This window comes from Flavobacterium sp. WC2421 (assembly GCF_040822115.1).
Classification (GTDB): domain Bacteria; phylum Bacteroidota; class Bacteroidia; order Flavobacteriales; family Flavobacteriaceae; genus Flavobacterium.
The window spans coordinates 1,157,305-1,176,340 of record NZ_CP162004.1 but is presented as its reverse complement, the minus strand read 5'-3'; the positions used below and the strand labels follow the sequence as shown (position 1 = coordinate 1,176,340).

Annotated in this window: 17 protein-coding genes and 1 tRNA gene; 10 read left to right on the top strand and 8 right to left on the bottom strand. The window is 34.3% G+C overall.

Features of this window, described 5'->3' with window-relative positions; genetic code table 11:
• Window position 1 precedes the first annotated feature (1 nt).
• The 9 genes from nuoF to AB3G33_RS04910 all read left to right on the top strand — a co-directional run bounded on the left by nuoF (window position 2) and on the right by AB3G33_RS04910 (window position 9,807).
• Window positions 2-1,369 carry an NADH-quinone oxidoreductase subunit NuoF gene (gene nuoF, locus AB3G33_RS04950; RefSeq protein WP_367773068.1) on the top strand — a complete coding sequence of 456 codons (1,368 nt, stop codon included), beginning with the start codon at window positions 2-4 and terminating at the stop codon, window positions 1,367-1,369.
• An 86-nt stretch (window positions 1,370-1,455) separates the two neighbouring features.
• Window positions 1,456-2,505 (top strand): 2Fe-2S iron-sulfur cluster-binding protein, encoded by a 1,050-nt coding sequence (locus tag AB3G33_RS04945; protein WP_367773067.1) that lies wholly within the window; start codon window positions 1,456-1,458, stop codon window positions 2,503-2,505.
• 6 nt (window positions 2,506-2,511) lie between these two features.
• Entirely contained in the window at window positions 2,512-3,564 is a 1,053-nt protein-coding gene (nuoH, locus tag AB3G33_RS04940) for an NADH-quinone oxidoreductase subunit NuoH (protein WP_367774093.1), read from the top strand.
• Between the two features lie 137 nt (window positions 3,565-3,701).
• The gene (locus AB3G33_RS04935; protein WP_367756599.1) at window positions 3,702-4,247 is read left to right on the top strand and encodes an NADH-quinone oxidoreductase subunit I; all 546 of its coding nucleotides are present in this window, start codon (window positions 3,702-3,704) and stop codon (window positions 4,245-4,247) included.
• A complete protein-coding gene (locus tag AB3G33_RS04930) occupies window positions 4,247-4,759 on the top strand; it encodes an NADH-quinone oxidoreductase subunit J (protein WP_367756597.1) in 513 nt (170 codons plus the stop codon). The genes AB3G33_RS04935 and AB3G33_RS04930 overlap by 1 nt, the downstream gene beginning before the upstream one ends.
• A gap of 1 nt (window position 4,760) precedes the next feature.
• The gene (nuoK, locus tag AB3G33_RS04925; protein WP_007137055.1) at window positions 4,761-5,081 is read left to right on the top strand and encodes an NADH-quinone oxidoreductase subunit NuoK; all 321 of its coding nucleotides are present in this window, start codon (window positions 4,761-4,763) and stop codon (window positions 5,079-5,081) included.
• A 6-nt stretch (window positions 5,082-5,087) separates the two neighbouring features.
• Window positions 5,088-6,971 (top strand): NADH-quinone oxidoreductase subunit L, encoded by a 1,884-nt coding sequence (gene nuoL / locus AB3G33_RS04920; protein ID WP_367773065.1) that lies wholly within the window; start codon window positions 5,088-5,090, stop codon window positions 6,969-6,971.
• A 9-nt stretch (window positions 6,972-6,980) separates the two neighbouring features.
• Window positions 6,981-8,423, top strand: coding sequence for a NuoM family protein (locus AB3G33_RS04915; RefSeq protein WP_367773064.1), 1,443 nt, complete (start codon window positions 6,981-6,983; stop codon window positions 8,421-8,423).
• A gap of 13 nt (window positions 8,424-8,436) precedes the next feature.
• Window positions 8,437-9,807 (top strand): NADH-quinone oxidoreductase subunit N, encoded by a 1,371-nt coding sequence (locus tag AB3G33_RS04910; protein WP_367773062.1) that lies wholly within the window; start codon window positions 8,437-8,439, stop codon window positions 9,805-9,807.
• Window positions 9,808-10,277: 470 nt separating this feature from the next.
• Here AB3G33_RS04910 and AB3G33_RS04905 read toward each other — a convergent pair.
• Together AB3G33_RS04905 and mce are read right to left on the bottom strand one after the other, a co-directional pair.
• A tRNA-Ile gene (locus AB3G33_RS04905) sits at window positions 10,278-10,351 on the bottom strand.
• A gap of 125 nt (window positions 10,352-10,476) precedes the next feature.
• Window positions 10,477-10,878, bottom strand: coding sequence for a methylmalonyl-CoA epimerase (mce, locus tag AB3G33_RS04900; protein WP_367773060.1), 402 nt, complete (start codon window positions 10,876-10,878; stop codon window positions 10,477-10,479).
• 232 nt (window positions 10,879-11,110) lie between these two features.
• Here mce and AB3G33_RS04895 point away from each other — a divergent pair, with 232 nt between their 5' ends.
• Window positions 11,111-12,775 (top strand): Ig-like domain-containing protein, encoded by a 1,665-nt coding sequence (locus tag AB3G33_RS04895; RefSeq protein ID WP_367773058.1) that lies wholly within the window; start codon window positions 11,111-11,113, stop codon window positions 12,773-12,775.
• Here the strand turns inward: AB3G33_RS04895 and AB3G33_RS04890 are convergent.
• From AB3G33_RS04890 to AB3G33_RS04865, 6 genes are all read right to left on the bottom strand, one after another.
• Window positions 12,772-13,539: an amidohydrolase gene (locus AB3G33_RS04890; protein WP_367773055.1), complete on the bottom strand. Its 768-nt coding sequence runs from the start codon at window positions 13,537-13,539 to the stop codon at window positions 12,772-12,774. The two genes, AB3G33_RS04895 and AB3G33_RS04890, sit on opposite strands and share 4 nt — an antisense overlap.
• 307 nt (window positions 13,540-13,846) lie before the next feature.
• Window positions 13,847-14,125, bottom strand: a complete 279-nt coding sequence (locus AB3G33_RS04885; protein ID WP_367773053.1) for a hypothetical protein — start codon at window positions 14,123-14,125, stop codon at window positions 13,847-13,849.
• A gap of 223 nt (window positions 14,126-14,348) precedes the next feature.
• The gene (locus AB3G33_RS04880; RefSeq protein ID WP_367773050.1) at window positions 14,349-15,038 is read right to left on the bottom strand and encodes a hypothetical protein; all 690 of its coding nucleotides are present in this window, start codon (window positions 15,036-15,038) and stop codon (window positions 14,349-14,351) included.
• Between the two features lie 407 nt (window positions 15,039-15,445).
• The gene (locus AB3G33_RS04875) at window positions 15,446-16,192 is read right to left on the bottom strand and encodes a succinate dehydrogenase/fumarate reductase iron-sulfur subunit (protein WP_367773049.1); all 747 of its coding nucleotides are present in this window, start codon (window positions 16,190-16,192) and stop codon (window positions 15,446-15,448) included.
• Between the two features lie 92 nt (window positions 16,193-16,284).
• Window positions 16,285-18,285, bottom strand: a complete 2,001-nt coding sequence (locus AB3G33_RS04870) for a fumarate reductase/succinate dehydrogenase flavoprotein subunit (protein ID WP_367773047.1) — start codon at window positions 18,283-18,285, stop codon at window positions 16,285-16,287.
• Window positions 18,286-18,297: 12 nt separating this feature from the next.
• Window positions 18,298-18,963, bottom strand: a complete 666-nt coding sequence (locus AB3G33_RS04865; protein WP_367773045.1) for a succinate dehydrogenase cytochrome b subunit — start codon at window positions 18,961-18,963, stop codon at window positions 18,298-18,300.
• Between the last annotated feature and the right edge of the window lie 73 nt (window positions 18,964-19,036).

Here is a 19,036-nt window from a genome sequence, read left to right as displayed (position 1 = left end):
GATGTCAAAAAAAATATTATTAGATAAAATAAACGTTCCCGGAATCAAAACTTACGAAGTATATCGTAAAGAAGGTGGCTACGCATCTGTAGAGAAAGCAATGAAAGCAATGACTCCTGACGAAGTTGTTGAAGAAGTAAAAAAATCAGGACTTCGTGGTCGTGGTGGTGCTGGATTCCCTGCTGGAATGAAATGGAGTTTTATTGATAAAAAATCAGGAAAACCAAGACATTTAGTTTGTAATGCCGATGAATCAGAACCAGGAACTTTCAAAGACCGTTATTTGATGGAATTTATTCCTCATTTATTGATCGAAGGAATGATTACTTCTAGTTTTGCATTGGGTGCAAACCTATCGTATATCTACATTCGTGGAGAATACATGTGGGTTTATAAAATATTAGAAAGAGCCATTGCCGAGGCGAAAGCAGCCGGTTGGTTAGGAAAAAATATATTAGGTACAGGTTACGACTTAGAACTTTACGTTCACTGTGGGGCTGGTGCTTACATCTGTGGTGAAGAGACTGCATTAATTGAATCATTAGAAGGAAAAAGAGGAAATCCTCGTATCAAGCCACCATTTCCAGCAGTTTCTGGATTGTGGGCAAATCCTACTGTGGTAAATAATGTAGAAACAATTGCTTCAGTGCCATGGATTGTAAACAATTCAGGTGATGAATATGCCAAAATAGGGATTGGAAGATCTACTGGAACTAAATTAATTTCTGCTTCAGGACATGTAAAAAACCCTGGTGTTTATGAAATTGAATTGGGCTTATCTGTTTATGAATTTATGAATTCTGACGAATATCTTGGCGGAATGAGTTCTGATAGACCTTTGAAAGCTTTAGTACCTGGAGGATCATCTGTACCCATTTTACCTGCTGATTTAATTTATAAAACAGCAAACGGTGATGATCGTTTGATGACGTATGAGTCTTTAAGTGATGGAGGATTTGCAACAGGATCAATGCTAGGTTCTGGAGGATTTATCGTTTACAATGACACTTCTTGTGTTGTACGAAACACTTGGAACTTTGCTCGTTTTTACCACCATGAAAGCTGTGGACAATGTTCCCCTTGTCGTGAAGGAACAGGCTGGTTAGAAAAAGTATTGTGGCGTATTGAAAACGGACAAGGTCGTGAAGAAGATATTGATTTGCTTTGGAGTATTCAAAGTAAAATTGAAGGTAACACGATTTGCCCACTTGGAGATGCTGCTTCATGGCCAGTAGCAGCAGCTATTCGTCATTTTAGAGATGAATTTGAATACCATGTTCGTTTCCCAGAAAAAATAAAAAATAGAAATCACTTTGTAGAAGAACCATTTGCTCAAGTAAAGCACTTAGTAACAAAACAAACAGTTTAAAATAGTTTCAAGTTTCAAGTTTTTTTTAGTTTCAAGTGTAACAACCTGAAACTTTAAACTTTAAACTAAAAAAACAAAAGTAAGAAATGAAAGTAACAATAGACGGTCAAAGCATAGAAGTAGAACCAGGAACAACTATCCTGCAAGCAGCACGTATGATTGGTGGTGAATCTGTTCCCCCAGCGATGTGCTATTATTCTAAACTAAAAGGAAGCGGTGGAAAATGCCGTTGTTGTTTAGTGGAAGTAGCTAAAGGTAGTGAAGCAGATCCAAGACCTATGCCAAAATTGATGGCTTCTTGTGTAACAGGATGCATGGATGGTATGGAAGTAAACAGCAAATCTTCAGATAGAGTAAGAGAAGCGAGACAATCTGTAACTGAATTTTTATTGATCAATCACCCTTTAGATTGTCCAGTTTGTGACCAAGCGGGAGAATGCGATTTACAAGATTTAAGTTTTGAACACGGAAAATCAAAAAGCCGTTTCATAGAAGAAAAAAGAACATTCGAACCAGAAAATATAGGTCCAAATATTCAATTACATATGAACCGTTGTATCCTTTGTTACCGTTGTGTAATGGTTGCTGATCAATTGACAGACAATCGTGTACATGGAGTTATGGACAGAGGAGATCATTCGAATATTTCTACTTGTATTTCCAAAGCAATTGACAATGAATTCTCTGGAAATATGATCGATGTATGTCCAGTAGGTGCATTAACTGACAAAACATTCCGTTTCAAATCAAGAGTTTGGTTCAACAAACCCTACGATGCACACAGAGAGTGTACTACTCCAGGATGTTGTGGAAAAACTACGGTTTGGATGTTTGGTGACGAAATTCAAAGAGTTACAGGTCGTAAAGATGTGTACCATGAAGTAGAAGAATTCATTTGTAATGAATGTCGTTTTGACCACAAAGATCCAGCGGACTGGGTTATTGAAGGACCAAGAGAATTTGATAAAGATTCGGTTATCAATCAAAACAATTACACACAAAAACTAGACACAGTAACGATTGCTACCGAAGAAGGAATTCTAAAAGGTAGAGAACAAGATCGTAAAAAGATAAGCATGCCTGCTATCCCATTGGATAAAGAAGATCAAGAAAAATTTAATCACGGAAATCTTTAACCTATGATCGATAGTACTATAATTATAGAAAAAAGTGTCATCATCTTAGTTGTTTTTGCAATTACAATGGTAATGGCGATGTATTCTACGCTTGCTGAACGTAAAGTAGCAGCTTGGCTTCAAGATAGAATTGGACCAAATAGAGCTGGTAAAGGTGGAATTCTTCAACCGTTAGCTGATGGTTTAAAATTATTCTCGAAAGAAGAATTTGAACCTGACACAAAAAATAGATTTTTATTCTTCGTAGGGCCAGCAATTGCTATGAGTACTGCTTTGATGACCAGCGCAGTAATTCCTTGGGGAGATAAGTTTCACCTTTTTGGTAGAGACATTATTTTACAAGCGACTGATATTGATGTAGCCTTATTATATGTATTTGGTGTAATGTCAGTGGGAGTTTACGGAATCATGATTGGTGGATGGGCATCTAATAATAAATTCTCTTTGATGGGAGCGGTTCGTGCTGCATCACAAATGATTTCTTATGAAGTTGCTATGGGATTGTCTATTATTGCTTTGTTGATGATGACAGGAACATTGAGTTTGAGAGAAATTGCTGCGCAACAACCCGGAATGCACTGGAATGTATTTTACCAACCATTATCATTTTTCATATTCTTAATTTGTGCTTTTGCTGAAACAAATAGAACACCATTTGACTTAGCGGAATGCGAAAGTGAATTGATTGGTGGATACCATACGGAATATTCCTCTATGAAAATGGGATTCTACCTATTTGCTGAATATGCAAATATGTTTATTTCTTCTACCATTATAGCTGTTTTGTTCTTTGGAGCTTACAACTATCCAGGAATGGCTTGGGCAGTAGAACACTGGGGAGTGAATATTGCTAACGTAATAGGAATTGGAGTTTTATTTGGAAAAATATGTTTCTTCATCTTCTTTTACATGTGGGTAAGATGGACTATTCCAAGATTTAGATACGATCAATTGATGCATTTAGGTTGGAGAGTATTAATTCCGTTATCAATCATCAATATTATAATCACTGGAATTGTGATTTTGAGAGATCAAATCGCCATTTATTTCGGATTTTAAATAGCATCAAAAAAACGCCTAGCCCTGATAGCAGTGGAAATCCTTTTATCCTGAACTTGTTTCAGGATCCTGAAACAAGTTCAGGATAAAAGATTGAAACGAATAGCAGGAAGAAGCTTTAAATAAAAAATAAAAAAATGTCAATAGAAGCCATATCCTTATCGGGAAGAAAAAAGCAAGTCTCTAATAAAGAGATGAGTTTTTTGGAAAGAATGTACATTGTTGCAATTGTCAAGGGTTTGATGATTACAATCAAGCATTTATTTACAAGAAAAGTTACGATTCAATATCCAGAACAAGTACGTGAAATGAGTCCCGTTTACCGTGGTCAACACATGTTGAAACGCGATGAGCAAGGAAGAGAAAACTGCACTGCTTGTGGATTATGCGCTTTATCATGCCCTGCGGAAGCAATTACCATGAAAGCCGAAGAACGTAAGCCGGAAGAAAAACATTTGTACCGTGAAGAAAAATATGCTTCGATTTATGAAATCAATATGTTGCGTTGTATTTTTTGTGGTTTGTGTGAGGAAGCTTGTCCAAAAGACGCTATTTACCTGACTACTTCAAAAGTATTGGTTCCTTCCAGTTATGAAAGAGAAGATTTTATTTTTGGAAAAGATAAATTGGTTATGCCATTAGATATCGCAATGAAAAATGCACAACTTAAAAACGCCAACTAATGTCAACTATACTTATTATATTTTGTGTTTTAGCTGCCATCACATTGTCAACTGCATTTTTGACAATCTTTAGCAGAAACCCAATTCACAGTGCGCTATATCTTGTTGTTTGTTTTTTCTCGATTGCAGGACATTATTTATTATTGAACTCACAGTTTCTAGCAGTAGTTCATATCATAGTATACTCGGGAGCAATTATGATTTTGTTTCTATTCACGATCATGTTAATGAACTTGAATAAAGAAAATGAAGTTCATAAACCTAGAATCACTCGTTTAGGAGCTATTGTTTCCTTTTGTTTGATTTGCTTGGTTCTACTTGCTGTTTTCATCAACTCGAAACCAATTACTGGTGAATACGACTTTACTGGTGAAGATTACCAATCAATAAAAGTTTTAGGAAAAGTACTATTGAATGAGTACATGGTTCCATTCGAATTTGCCTCTATCTTGCTTTTAGTAGCAATGATTGGAACGGTTCTATTGTCTAAAAAAGAAAAAACAGAGAAATAACATGAACAATATTTTAAATGAAATAGGCATCGAAAACTATATCTTCCTTTCTGTGATACTTTTTAGTATTGGAGTTTTCGGAGTATTATATAGACGTAATGCCATCATCGTATTTATGTCAATCGAAATTATGCTTAATGCTGTCAATCTTTTGTTTGTTGCTTTTTCTACTTACCATCAAGATGCACAAGGACAAATTTTTGTATTTTTCTCTATGGCCGTGGCCGCTGCCGAGGTTGCTGTAGGATTAGCAATACTAGTTTCGATATTTAGAAATTTAGGTTCAATTGACATCAATAATTTAAAAAACTTAAAAGGATAAATTTCAATGGATACAAGTTTAACTTTACTCTTATTACTAGCTCCTTTTATAGGATTTTTATTTAATGTTTTCTTCGGAAAAAGCATCGGTAAATCGGCTTCTGGAATTCTTGGGACATTAACTGTCGCAACTTCATTTGCAGCTTCTGTGTACTTTTTCATGCAGATTAGCCAAACTCATCAAGCAATCCAGATTCAATTGTTTGATTGGATTCAAATTAGTAATTTCAAAGTAGACTTTGGTTTTCTTTTAGACCAATTATCTATTTTATGGTTACTTTTTGTAACAGGTATTGGTTCATTGATTCATATGTACTCGATCAGCTATATGCATGATGACGAGAACATGCACAAGTATTTTGCTTATTTGAATTTATTTATCTTCTTCATGATTACTTTGGTAATTGGAAGCAATTTATTGGTATTATTCATCGGTTGGGAAGGAGTTGGACTTTGTTCTTACCTTCTTATCGGGTTCTGGCATAAAAATCAAGAATTCAATGATGCTGCTAAGAAAGCATTCATCATGAATAGAATTGGAGATCTTGGATTACTAATCGGGATATTCATTATTGGATCTATGTTTTCTACTTTAGATTATGCTACTTTAAAAACTGCAATTACAGGTGCTACTGATCTTAATATGTATTGGATTTCTATCGCTGCTTTTGCATTGTTCATAGGAGCTTGTGGAAAATCAGCACAAATTCCATTGTACACTTGGTTACCAGATGCGATGGCAGGACCTACACCAGTATCAGCATTAATTCATGCTGCAACGATGGTAACTGCAGGTATATTTATGATTACGAGATTGAATTTCGTTTTCGATTTAGCTCCAGATGTACAAAACATCATTGCCATTGTAGGAGCCGTTACCTCTCTTGTAGCTGCAACTATTGCTTTGGTTCAAACAGACATTAAAAAAGTACTGGCCTACTCTACCGTTTCTCAATTAGGATTAATGTTCTTGGCATTAGGATTAGGAGCTTACGAAGTAGCTGTATTCCACGTCATCACTCACGCTTTCTTTAAAGCTTGTTTGTTCCTTGGATCAGGTTCAGTAATACATGCGTTACATGGCGAACAAGACATGAGAAAAATGGGTGGATTGAAAAAAGTAATGGGTATTACTTTTATTACTTTCTTAATCTCTTCATTAGCCATCTCAGGAATCCCTCCTTTTTCAGGGTTTTTCTCGAAAGATGAAATATTGATGGTTGCTTTTGAGCACAACAAAATACTGTGGTTCATCGCTTCATTAGCTTCTTTAATGACAGCTTTCTATATGTTCCGTTTATTATACCTTACTTTCTTTAATGATTTTAGAGGTACGGCTGAACAAAAAAGTCATTTACACGAAAGTCCTTCTTTAATCACGTTCCCATTAATTGTTCTAGCAATTTTAGCAACTATAGGCGGATTAATTAGTTTACCTACAAATAGCTGGTTGAACGAATACTTGGCTCCATTATTTACAAAAGTAGCTACTGAAGAACACCATTTTGGAACAACAGAATACACTTTGATGTTAATTGCTGTGATTGGTGGATTAGTTGGAATAGGGATTGCTTACGCCAAATACATTAAACAAAATAGCGTTCCAGAAGAAGATTCACAAATTACTGGATTTGCCAAAGTACTTTATAATAAATACTATGTTGATGAAATCTATGATTCTATATTTGTAAAATCAATAAACGGTTTATCAAAATTCTTTAGAGATAATGTAGAAACTACTTTATCGTCTTTAGTTTTCGGTCTAGGAAAAGTAACCAACGAAATAGGTTTTCAAGGTAAAAAAATACAAAACGGAAGTATCGGACGTTATCTGTTTGTTTTTGTATTAGGCATTTGTGCCATCATAACCTATTTATTTTTAGCTCAATAATTTTATACTATGAATGTATCTCTAATATTAATTATACTTTTAGTTGGCGCATTTGCAACTTATATCGCTGGTGATAAACTAGCTTCAAAAGTGGCTTTGTTCTTTGGAATAGCAGCATTAGGCTGTTCGATTGTATTGTTAAACCATTATAATTTAGGTGAAAACATTAGCTTTTTATGCCAATGGATAAATCAACCCAATGTTTCTTTTGCTTTAAAGGCAGATGGATTAGCAATTGCCATGCTTTTATTGACAACAGCATTGACACCAATCATTATTTACACTTCATTTGGTACTGAATATAAAAATGCGAAAGCATTTTATGCTCTTATCTTATTTATGTCATTTGCAATGGTAGGAACTTTCCTTGCAGCAGATGGACTTTTATATTATATCTTCTGGGAATTATCTTTAATTCCGATCTACTTTATCGCATTAATTTGGGGTAATGGCGATGCTGAAGAGCGTAAAAAAGCAGTTGTAAAATTCTTTATCTACACTTTAGCAGGTTCTTTATTTATGCTTGTTGCTTTTATTTATCTATATCAAAAAGCAGGAAGTTTCTTAATCGAAGATTTATATAAATTAAATTTATCCGCAGCAGAACAATTATGGATCTTTTTGGCGTTCTTTTTAGCGTATGCTATTAAAATTCCAATTATTCCTTTCCATACTTGGCAAGCGAATGTGTACCAAAAAGCACCCGCTGTAGGTACGATGTTACTATCTGGTATCATGTTAAAAATGGGATTATATAGTGTGATTCGTTGGCAGTTGCCAATTGCTCCGCTTGCAGCCAAAGAATACATGAACATCTTTATCGCTCTAGGAATCGCTGGAGTAATCTACGGATCGATTGTCGCTTTAAGACAAAAAGACCTAAAGAAATTATTGGCTTACTCTTCGTTAGCACACGTAGGGCTAATTGCAGCAGGAACCTATACATTGACTATTGACGGATTACGAGGTGCGGTTTTACAAATGATTGCGCACGGATTTGTAGTAGTTGGATTGTTCTTTATCTCTGAAATAATCTTCAGAAGATATGAAACGAGAACCATTGCTGAAATGGGTGGTATTCGTACACAATCACCAAAATTTGCTTCCATGTTCTTGATTTTAGTATTGGCATCAGTTGCCTTGCCTACTACTTTCAACTTTGTGGGTGAGTTTACGGTTTTATATAGTTTATCTCAAATCAATGTTTGGTTTGCTCTTTTAGGCGGAACAACGATTATCCTAGGAGCTTACTATATGTTAAAAATGTACCAACAAGTAATGTTAGGAGAAACCAATACAAAAGTGTTTGCTGATGTAACTTTAAAAGAAGGATTAGCTTTGGTACTTATCATTGCAGTATTATTCTTTTTCGGATTGTATCCAAAACCAATTACAGACTTGATTACTCCAAGTTTGGAAAATATTTTAACTCAAATTAATAGAATTAACTAGTCAAATAAAAAAAATGAATACATTAATAGCTATAATAGGATTAGGTGTTTTATGCCTTTTATTTGAAATTTTCGAATTAAGAAAAGCCATTGTTCCTATAACAATTATTGGATTATTGGCCATTCTTGGTCTGAACATATCTGAATTTAATTCTCCACAATCGTATTACAATAATATGATTATTGTGAGTAAGTTTTCTACAGCATTCACTGGTTTGTTTATCATACTAACGATTTTCTTAGTAGCATTGAGTCATAAATTTTATGAAAATCACCAAACTAAGATATCTGATTTTATCGCCATTAAAGTTTTTTTATTGGCAGGGACTGTAGCGATGGTTTCATTTGGAAATTTAGCAATGTTCTTTTTAGGAATAGAAGTGTTGTCTATTGCTCTTTATATATTGGCTGCAAGCAACAGATTAAGTATCAAAAGTAATGAAGCAGGATTGAAATATTTCTTAATGGGATCTTTTGCTTCAGGAATTATTTTGTTCGGTATTTGTTTAATTTACGGAGCTATGGGAACTTTTGATGTAACTGAAATCAGTGAATTGTCAAGATCAGCTGAATTACCAATTTGGTTTCCTATTGGAATTGCATTAGTAACAATTGGAATGTTTTTCAAAATTGCTGCTGTACCCTTTCATTTTTGGGCTCCTGACGTATACGAAGGTTCACCTGCTTTAACGACTGCTTTAATGAGTACATTGGCAAAAATTGTTGCTATCGCTACCTTATTTAAATTACTAACAGTAATGAATGCAGACTTGTCTCCTTCATTCCAAATCGTAATTGTAATCATTTCTATGGCTTCCATGACAGTTGGTAATATTATGGCATTGCGTCAAGTAAATGTAAAACGTATGTTGGCTTTCTCTGGAATTTCACATGCCGGATTTATGTTGATGACTTTACTAAGCACTACAAATGCTGCAGGAAGCTTATTATATTATACATCTGCTTATGCGTTAGCAGGAATCGCAGCGTTCAGTGTTATATTGTATGTTTGTAAAAATACCGAAAATGAAGATATCACCAATTTTCATGGATTAGGAAAAACTAATCCCTTATTGGCCGCAATTCTAACTGCCTCCTTGTTATCGATGGCGGGTATTCCAATTTTTGCTGGATTCTTTGCAAAAATGGTTTTATTCAATCAAACGATTCAAGCTGGTTATATTGCTTTAGTAATAGTTGCTGTAGTAAATTCGATTATAAGCGTAGGATACTACTTTAAATTAATTCTTGCAATGTATACGAAAGAAGCTAATGAAACAAGAACAGGAACGCCAGTTGTAATATATGCTGTTGCGGTAATTGCAATTGTTTTGAATATTGCTTTAGGTTTATTTCCCTCATTAGTACTAGATTTACTAGCATAACAACATAATTAATTTCATACAAAAAGCCCCGTCAAAATATTTTGACGGGGCTTTTTGTATGAAATTACAAGAGCTTCTATTAAACTGAAGTCTTCGTTTTTAACGTATTTGTATAAATAATATATATCCCAAATAATAGCGCTAAAATAAATAAAACTATAATATTATCGTCTATTGGAAGCCCTGGTGGAGGTGGTGGTTTTTTTCCAGTCGGAGACGGTGGACCTGAACCAGCACCATTGCCAGCAGTAAGGTCCATAATCCAAAATAGGAAAATGAATAAAATATAAAATTTGTTTGACACAATCTTCATTGGCTTCAAAAATAGTAAATTAGCTGACAAAAAAAAATCTATTTAACCTTAAATAACATACAATCTCCTTTAACATATAAAGATACGATATTTTAACTAGTCTGGTTTTTGCCTATATTAAAAAACCCTTCAAAATAATAATTTTGAAGGGTTAATGTGGTCCCACCTGGGCTCGAACCAGGGACCACCTGATTATGAGTCAGGTGCTCTAACCAGCTGAGCTATAGGACCGGTTTAGAGTTTGCAATATTACTACTATTTTTTCTTTACTCCAAATATTTTTTACTTAGTTTTCTAGATAATTGCAATTATAAAACCATAAAAATTCAAAACTACTGATTATTAGAATTCTAAAATTATTTTATTTCTTGACACAACTCAATTAACACCCCATTTGTGCTTTTTGGATGCAAAAAGGCTACTATTTTATTATCTGCTCCCTTTTTTGGAACATCATTCAACACTATAAAGCCTTCTTTTTTTAATCGGGCAATTTCCTGAACGATATCTTCCACATCAAATGCAATATGATGAATGCCTTCTCCCTTTTTCTCAAGAAATTTAGCAATTGGACTATCTGGGTTTGTAGCTGCAAGAAGTTCGATTTTATTAGGGCCATTTTGAAAAAAAGAAGTCATCACACCTTCACTAGCCACTTCTTCTGATTTATAAGCTGGAGCTCCAAATAATTTTTCGAATAAAGCATTAGATACATCCAAATCTTTAACTGCAATTCCAATATGTTCAATTTTTCTCATTCCTCTAATTTTATTAAATAACTTTATCTTGTATAACCTGTTGTACAATACTCCAAATTTACTAATTAAAATCTCAAAAAAATTTTACCCAAAAATACAACTACAACTTATTTCATTATAGCATATGAAAGCGTTCTATTTCAATTCAAATTAGGCAATCATAATAAATCTATAAAAATTTCAATTACCGTAAATATAATTGTTATTTTGTATTATCAAATTCAAATTCTATATGTTGAAAAATAGCACACTCATTATATTTATACTTTTAGCATTATCACTAGCCAATTGTGCTAAAAGAGGAACTATAACAGGCGGTCTTAAAGACACTATTGCTCCCGTTTTAACAATGAGCTTCCCAAAAAACTTCAGCACAAATTTTAAAGGCGATGAAATCAAATTAGTTTTTGACGAAAACATAAAATTAAAAAACCTAAACAAGCAATTAATTATTTCACCTCCTATGAAACAGGAGCCTCTAATATTACCTACAACTGCTAGTAAGTTTCTAACCATAAAAATAAAAGACACCTTACAACCCAATACCACCTACAGTTTTAATTTTGGTCAAAGTATTGCTGACAACAACGAAGGTAACCCTTACAATCAATTTAAATATGTCTTCTCTACAGGAGATTTTATTGATTCACTAGCTATAGGCGGCAAAATAAAAGATGCTTACGATAAAGAAGTAGAGTCTTTTGTCTCTGTCATGTTGTATGAAGTAAATGACAGCTTTAAAGATTCGGTTGTCTACAAAGACACTCCAAGATATGTTACTAATACTTTAGATAGCTTAAAAACGTTTCGATTAGAAAATTTAAAAGCGGGAAAATATCTATTAGTAGCTCTAAAAGATAAAAATAGTAACAATAAATTCAACCCTAAAGAAGATAAAATAGGATTTAGAAAACAATATATTACTATCCCAAACGACTCCATTTTTGAGTTGGAGCTCTTCAAAGAAACACTAGATTATAAAGCTTTAAAACCTAGTCAAGCTTCTGGTAATCGATTATTACTCGGTTATAATGGCAAACAAAACTTAAAGAACTCAAAACCTCAAATCACGCTTAAAAAAGGTTCTGATGTGATTCCAACCATCATTACACAAATGCCAAAAAAAGATTCTTTACAAATATGGTATAAACCTATAAAAGCAGACTCTTTGGCTTTATCTGTTTCCAAAGGGAAATACCAAGAAAATTTCATGTTGAAAGTTAAAGATCAGAAAAAGGATTCTTTAAACATATCTGCCTTGCAGAATGGGATATTGAATTTTAGAGACCGATTCACTTTAGAAAGCTCAATACCGCTTATTAAATTTGACAATTCAAAAATTAAGCTGATTGCCAAAGATTCTACAGCAATAGACTTCACAACCGAATATGATGATTTTAATCAAAAACTATATTTTGATTTTAAAAAATCTCCTGCTGAAAAATACACCATTTCACTTTTACCAGGTGCGCTTACTGATTTTTATGAAAAAACTAATGATAGCTTAACCTACAATCTAACTACAAAGAATACTGCCGAATATGGTAATCTTCGTATACAATTGCAAAACGTAAAGCATTTTCCAGTAATAGTGGAGCTTACCAATGCAAAAGGAGAGGTCATCGCTTCAGAATATTCTGAAAAAAACAATGTCGTTGACTTCAATTTACTTGACCCTGCATTATTTACCCTTCGAATTATTTATGATGATAATAAAAACAAACAATATGACGCTGGTAATTATTTAGAAAAAAGATACGCCGAAGAAGTGGTTTATTTTTCTAAAGAAATAGATGTGCGTGCCAACTGGGATGTAGACCAAGTTTTTGATGTAAGCCTTCCTTATACGCCTGAGCCAAAAAAGAAAATAGATCCCAAGAAAAATTCTAGTTTTTAATTTATAATTTCAAAATTATCTTTATCACTTAAAAAATTAAGCTTTTTACGAACTTCAATTAATTTAGGTTTATCAAGAGTGGTTATAAAAACACCTTCCTGTTCCATTGGTTCAATCAAGGATTCTCCCAAGTAATCTAGCGCTTGTGAGTGGCCTACATATTCATACCCATTATTGTCGTTCCCTATTCTATTTACACCAATAGTATAACTCATATTCTCAATAGCACGTGCTGCAAGTAAAGTATCCCAAGCTTTAATCCTAGTTTTAGGCCAACTTGCTACATAAATCAATAGGTCGTAATCCTCTACGTTACGAGAGAAAACCGGGAATCGCAAGTCATAACATACCAATGGACAAATTTTCCAACCTAGGTAGTCTACAATCAATTTTTGAGCACCTCTAGAGTATACTTTATCTTCCCCTGCGAGTGTAAACAAATGTCGTTTGTCATAATGCTGTATTTCTCCAGAGGGAAATACAAATAACATGCGGTTGTAAAAAATTGAGTTCTCTACAATGACAACACTTCCAGTTATGGCGCAGTTTTTGGCTTTCGCCAAAGCTTGCATCCACAACACTGTTTTGCCGTTCATTGGCTCCGCCACTTGGCCTGGTTCCATCGTAAAACCGGTTGTAAACATTTCAGGAAGTACAATGAGATTGATACTATCCTCAATTGCATTGATTTTTTCTTCAAAATAAGTTCTGTTTGCATCTGGGTTTTCCCAAACTATGGCCGACTGTATTACTACTACTTTCATTTTATAAAGTTACTAAAAAATGAAATACAGATGATGGTGTTTTATCGTGAATTATGACATGTGAAATTGGAACGCAGATGACGCAGATGACGCGGATTTAAACGGATTTACACGGATAGTAAAGAAGGGTTTAAATAAAGATTATGCTATTTTAGTTTGTCGATTTGTATTTCCTGCTCCTTGTTGTAGGCATAAAGTTGGGAGACTTTGCGCAGCACGCACCGACAAACTAAACACTTCGGACAGCGGGTTTTTTTTAAGTTATAAAATAGGAGTGTTTAAGGCTAAACGAAAATGCGATTTATTTCTATTTAAGAATTTTTAATATTTTTTCAGAATAGGCATCACATTCTGAGTTGGTTAAATACAAATTAAAAGCTTGATTCAAAACTTCTTTAGTGATTATAGACAACTGCTGTATTGTAATGTCTTTTTCTGGAAAATCATATTCTATTGAAAGTCCAAAAATAATATCTTCAACTTCTGTTTCATAGTCATTTAAATCAGTCACCCTATGTTTAGCGTCTCCTAAAGGGTTCCAGTGCGTTAATATCTTCTTAACTTGTTCAATTTTTTGCTGATTCATTTTCTATATAGTTGTTTTAATTTAGCTTCACACGTTTATTTAACTTTTCAATATTTTCTTACTATGCAAAGTCTCACCACTTTGTACCCGTATTTAAATACACTATACTAACTTCAATCTGAAATTTAGACCCAAATTTAATCAAAAAAAATTATGCTGTTTTAGTCCGCCGACTTGTGTTTTCTTCTCATTGTTACAGGCGCAAAGTCTGGAGGCTTTGCCTTTACTTTATCTTTTTATTTGCAACCCAAGTTTCCATTTCATCAAGAAAGGAATTTGAGATTTCATATGACGAATTAAAAATTGGATCTATAACTGTAACATCAAAAATCAGCCAACGATTCCAAAACACGGTTACAATTTTAAAAAGTTCAGCATTTTTATTTTTTAGCAAAGATAGATGTTCAAGATAATCGTGAAAAACATGGTCGGCGTAAATTGATAGCAAATATCCAATAAATCTATTAATCGAATTTGCGTTATAAACATTTAGAAAAGATAATGAAAGTTGTTTAATATCAGAAATTGAACATTTTTGTTCTAAACCATTTACTATAAAATCTTCATCCGAATATCCCATTTCTTTATATTTTGGGTACATCTTATTATGATCGAAAAGGTTTTCAATATAATCGCACAAAAATTTCGTCATGATTTTTGATAATTTCGGATCAGATAAACACATCAAATAGATATGACTTCCAACATGATATTCAAATTTGCTCAACCAAACATGTAAAAGTTCATGCGCTATTGATGCATTGTTAAACTGCTTTGGATTATAGAAAACGGTAGCTGTATTGTTTTGTTGAGAAACACCACAATAATTCTCGTCGTGTGTTTCGAATCTTATATCGTGTTTCTGTTTTAATTCTTCTAAAAGGCTTAAAACTTCGTTATCAAATTGTTCCATTTTTGAAGTTTGTTTTTTTGGCAATAGTAACTAACTTATTTATACTAGTTGCAAACTTGCTCCTTTACATCCAATTTAGATCTTATAAGCGAAGGTTCGTTTGCTTATTTGTTATATCATCTCAATCAAATATAACAAATAATTTACTACAAATGAGTACTGAATTTTTAATAAAGTATATTGTTTTTTCTCTCCTCTTTGTTCTTTCTCGGGTGAGGGATAGCAGTGGAAATCCTTTTATGAAATGCAATGAAATAAAAGATTGCAACGCATAGCCCGACCGGAGCTTTTGCGGAGGACACCCCAAAAAACAAAAACGCATCCAAATGAATGAATGCGTTTTTTAAAATGTAGATTCTTTGCGTGTTCTCGACTGCGCTCGAACTGACAAAGAATATTTTGGATTATTATCCTTTTAAACTTGCTGACATGTACTCTCTGTTCATACGAGCGATGTTCTCTAAAGAAATTCCTTTAGGACATTCAACCTCACATGCTCCAGTGTTTGTACAGTTACCAAAACCTTCAGCATCCATTTGGTGCACCATGTTTAATACACGATCAACTGCTTCAATTTTCCCTTGTGGTAATAACGCATATTGAGAAACTTTGGCTGCTACGAATAACATTGCTGATGAGTTTTTACAAGTCGCAACACAAGCTCCACAACCAATACAAGCTGCAGCATCAAATGCTTTATCAGCATCCTCTTTGTTGATTGGAATGGTATTGGCATCGATAGTGTTTCCTGAAGTATTCACTGATATAAATCCTCCTGCATGTTGGATTCTATCAAATGAGCTACGGTCAACTACTAAATCTTTTACTACTGGGAAAGCAGCTGCACGGAAAGGTTCAATAGTAATAGTATCACCGTCCTTGAACATACGCATGTGCAATTGACAAGTGGTTACTCCTCTATCTGGTCCGTGTGCTTCACCGTTGATATACAAAGAACACATCCCGCAAATTCCTTCGCGACAATCGTGATCAAATGCAACTGGCTCACCCCCTTTACTCATTAAATCTTCATTGAAAACGTCTAGCATTTCAAGGAAAGACATATCTGGCTCAATTCCGTCGATTTGATAATCAACCATTGCTCCTTTATCTTGGGCGTTTTTTTGACGCCATATTTTTAATGTAAGTTTCATACTATTTTAGTTTGAAAGTCATAAAGTCGAAAGTCGAAAGTCGCTTGACATGGAGTCATTTGACTGTAAGACTTTTGCCTTTCGACTAATTGCTATTTGTAATTTCTTTGAACTAGTTTAACGGCATCAAATACCAAATCTTCTTTATGTAATACAGCGTCACTTGGTTTCCCTTTGTACTCCCAAGCAGCAACGTATGCGAAGTTTTCGTCATCACGTTTTGCTTCACCATCTTCCGTTTGATACTCTTCTCTAAAGTGACCTCCACAAGATTCGTTACGGTGTAATGCATCTTTTGCGAATAATTCACCTAGTTCAAGGAAATCAGCAACACGAGTCGCTTTTTCTAGTTCTTGGTTGAAACCTTTATCCGTTCCTGGTACTTTAACATCTTTGTAAAACTCTTCACGTAAAGCAGCAATTTCAGTAATTGCTTCGTTCAATCCTTGAGCATTACGAGCCATCCCTACTTTGTCCCACATAATTTTTCCTAATTTCCTGTGGAAATAGTCAACAGAATGTGTTCCGTTGTTGTTCATGAATTTCACAATTTGGTCTTTTACCCCTTTTTCTGCAGCTTCAAATTCTGGAGAATCAGTAGAGATCGGTCCCATTTTAATATCTGGAGATAAGTAATCACCAATTGTGTAAGGCAATACAAAATATCCATCAGCTAAACCTTGCATCAAAGCGGAAGCTCCTAAACGGTTCGCTCCGTGATCTGAGAAGTTTGATTCTCCAATAGAGAAACAACCTGGAATTGTAGTCATCAAGTTATAATCAACCCATGTTCCACCCATTGTGTAGTGTACCGCTGGGTAAATCATCATCGGTGAAGTATAAGGATCTTCATCTACAATTTTATAATACATTTGGAATAAATTCCCGTATTTACTTTTTACAACTTCAGTACCTAATTTAGTTACAAGCGCATTATCATTAGAATCAAGTCCTTTTACATAGGTTTGCTCTTTTCCGTAACGTTGAATTGCTGCTGCAAAATCTAAATAAACCGCTTCACCTGTTTTGTTTACTCCAAAACCTGCGTCACATCTTTCTTTAGCTGCACGAGAAGCAACATCTCTAGGAACTAAGTTACCAAATGCTGGATATCTTCTTTCTAAGTAATAATCTCTTTCTGCCTCCGTTAAATCTTTGGCTTTCTTCTTTCCTTCACGAATTGCTTTAGCATCTTCGATTTTTGCAGGAACCCAGATACGTCCATCATTACGCAAAGACTCCGACATCAACGTTAATTTTGATTGGTGGTCTCCAGAAACTGGAATACATGTTGGGTGAATTTGTGTGTAACAAGGGTTTGCGAAGTACGCTCCTTTTTTATGGATTTTCCAAGCTGCAGTAGCATTAGACCCCATTGCATTTGTTGACAAGAAAAATACGTTTCCGTATCCTCCAGAAGCAATAACAACTGCATGAGCAGAATGTCTTTCGATTTCACCTGTAATCAAGTTACGAGCGATAATCCCTCTTGCTTTACCGTTTACGATTACTATATCTAGCATTTCGTGACGGTTGTGCATTTTTATTTTTCCACGACCGATTTGACGGTTCATTGCTGAATAAGCACCTAATAATAATTGTTGTCCTGTTTGTCCTTGTGCATAAAATGTACGAGAAACTAAGGCTCCACCAAAAGAACGGTTGTCAAGCAATCCACCATATTCACGTGCCAATGGAACTCCTTGAGCCACACATTGGTCAATAATATTAGTAGAAACTTCAGCCAAACGGTGTACGTTTGCCTCACGAGCACGGTAATCTCCTCCTTTTACAGTGTCATAAAACAATCTAAAAACAGAATCTCCGTCTCCTTTATAGTTTTTCGCTGCGTTGATTCCTCCTTGTGCTGCAATAGAGTGCGCACGACGAGGTGAATCTTGAAAACAAAAAGCTTTTACGTTATATCCTAATTCTGCTAATGTTGCAGCAGCAGAACCTCCAGCTAGTCCTGTTCCAACAACGATAACATCTAAATTACGCTTGTTTGCAGGATTTACTAAATTAATATGATCTTTATAATCTGTCCATTTATCCGAAATCGAACCACTTGGAATTTTTGAGTCTAATGCCATTATAATTTAATATTAATGATTGAAATGATGAAATAAAGCAACTAAAATAAATCCGAAAGGAACTACATAAGCAAATCCTAATCCGAAATTTTTCATTCCTTTTGTGTATTTGTTGTTTTGTCCTATCGACTGAAAAGAAGAACTGAAACCATGTTGTAAGTGTAAAGACAACAGTACAAATGAAATACAGTACAAAGCGGTACGAACTGGGCTTTCAAACTTCTCTGCTAATTCATGAAAATATCTAGTGTCATCTAGTGGATTAAAAGCTACATATTTATAAACCATTTCTGGAACCCAGAAATCATAAAAATGTAATCCTAAAAACGCCAAAATTACTGAACCAGAAATAATCATATTTCTTGATGCCCAAGTAGAATTTGCAGCTCCGTTGTTTTTTGCATAAGCGATTGGTCTTGCGCTTCTATTTTTAAAATCTAAAACAAATCCCATAATAAAATGAAAAACAACACCTACAATTAAGATGGGTTGAATTACAAATTGAACCAAGGGATTATTCCCCATAAAATGAGATATAGAATTAAATACGTCGGGACTAAACACCGAAGTCATGTTGATAAAGAAGTGCTGTGCTAGAAACAACATCAGAAAAAGTCCTGAAAGCGCCATAGCCACTTTTTTAGCTATTGACGACTTCAATAATGCAGATTGTGCCATAAGTTTTGAATAAGTTTGTTTTGAAAAATAGGACAAAAATAAAGCAAATAGACTTGAACTACAACCTTTTCGT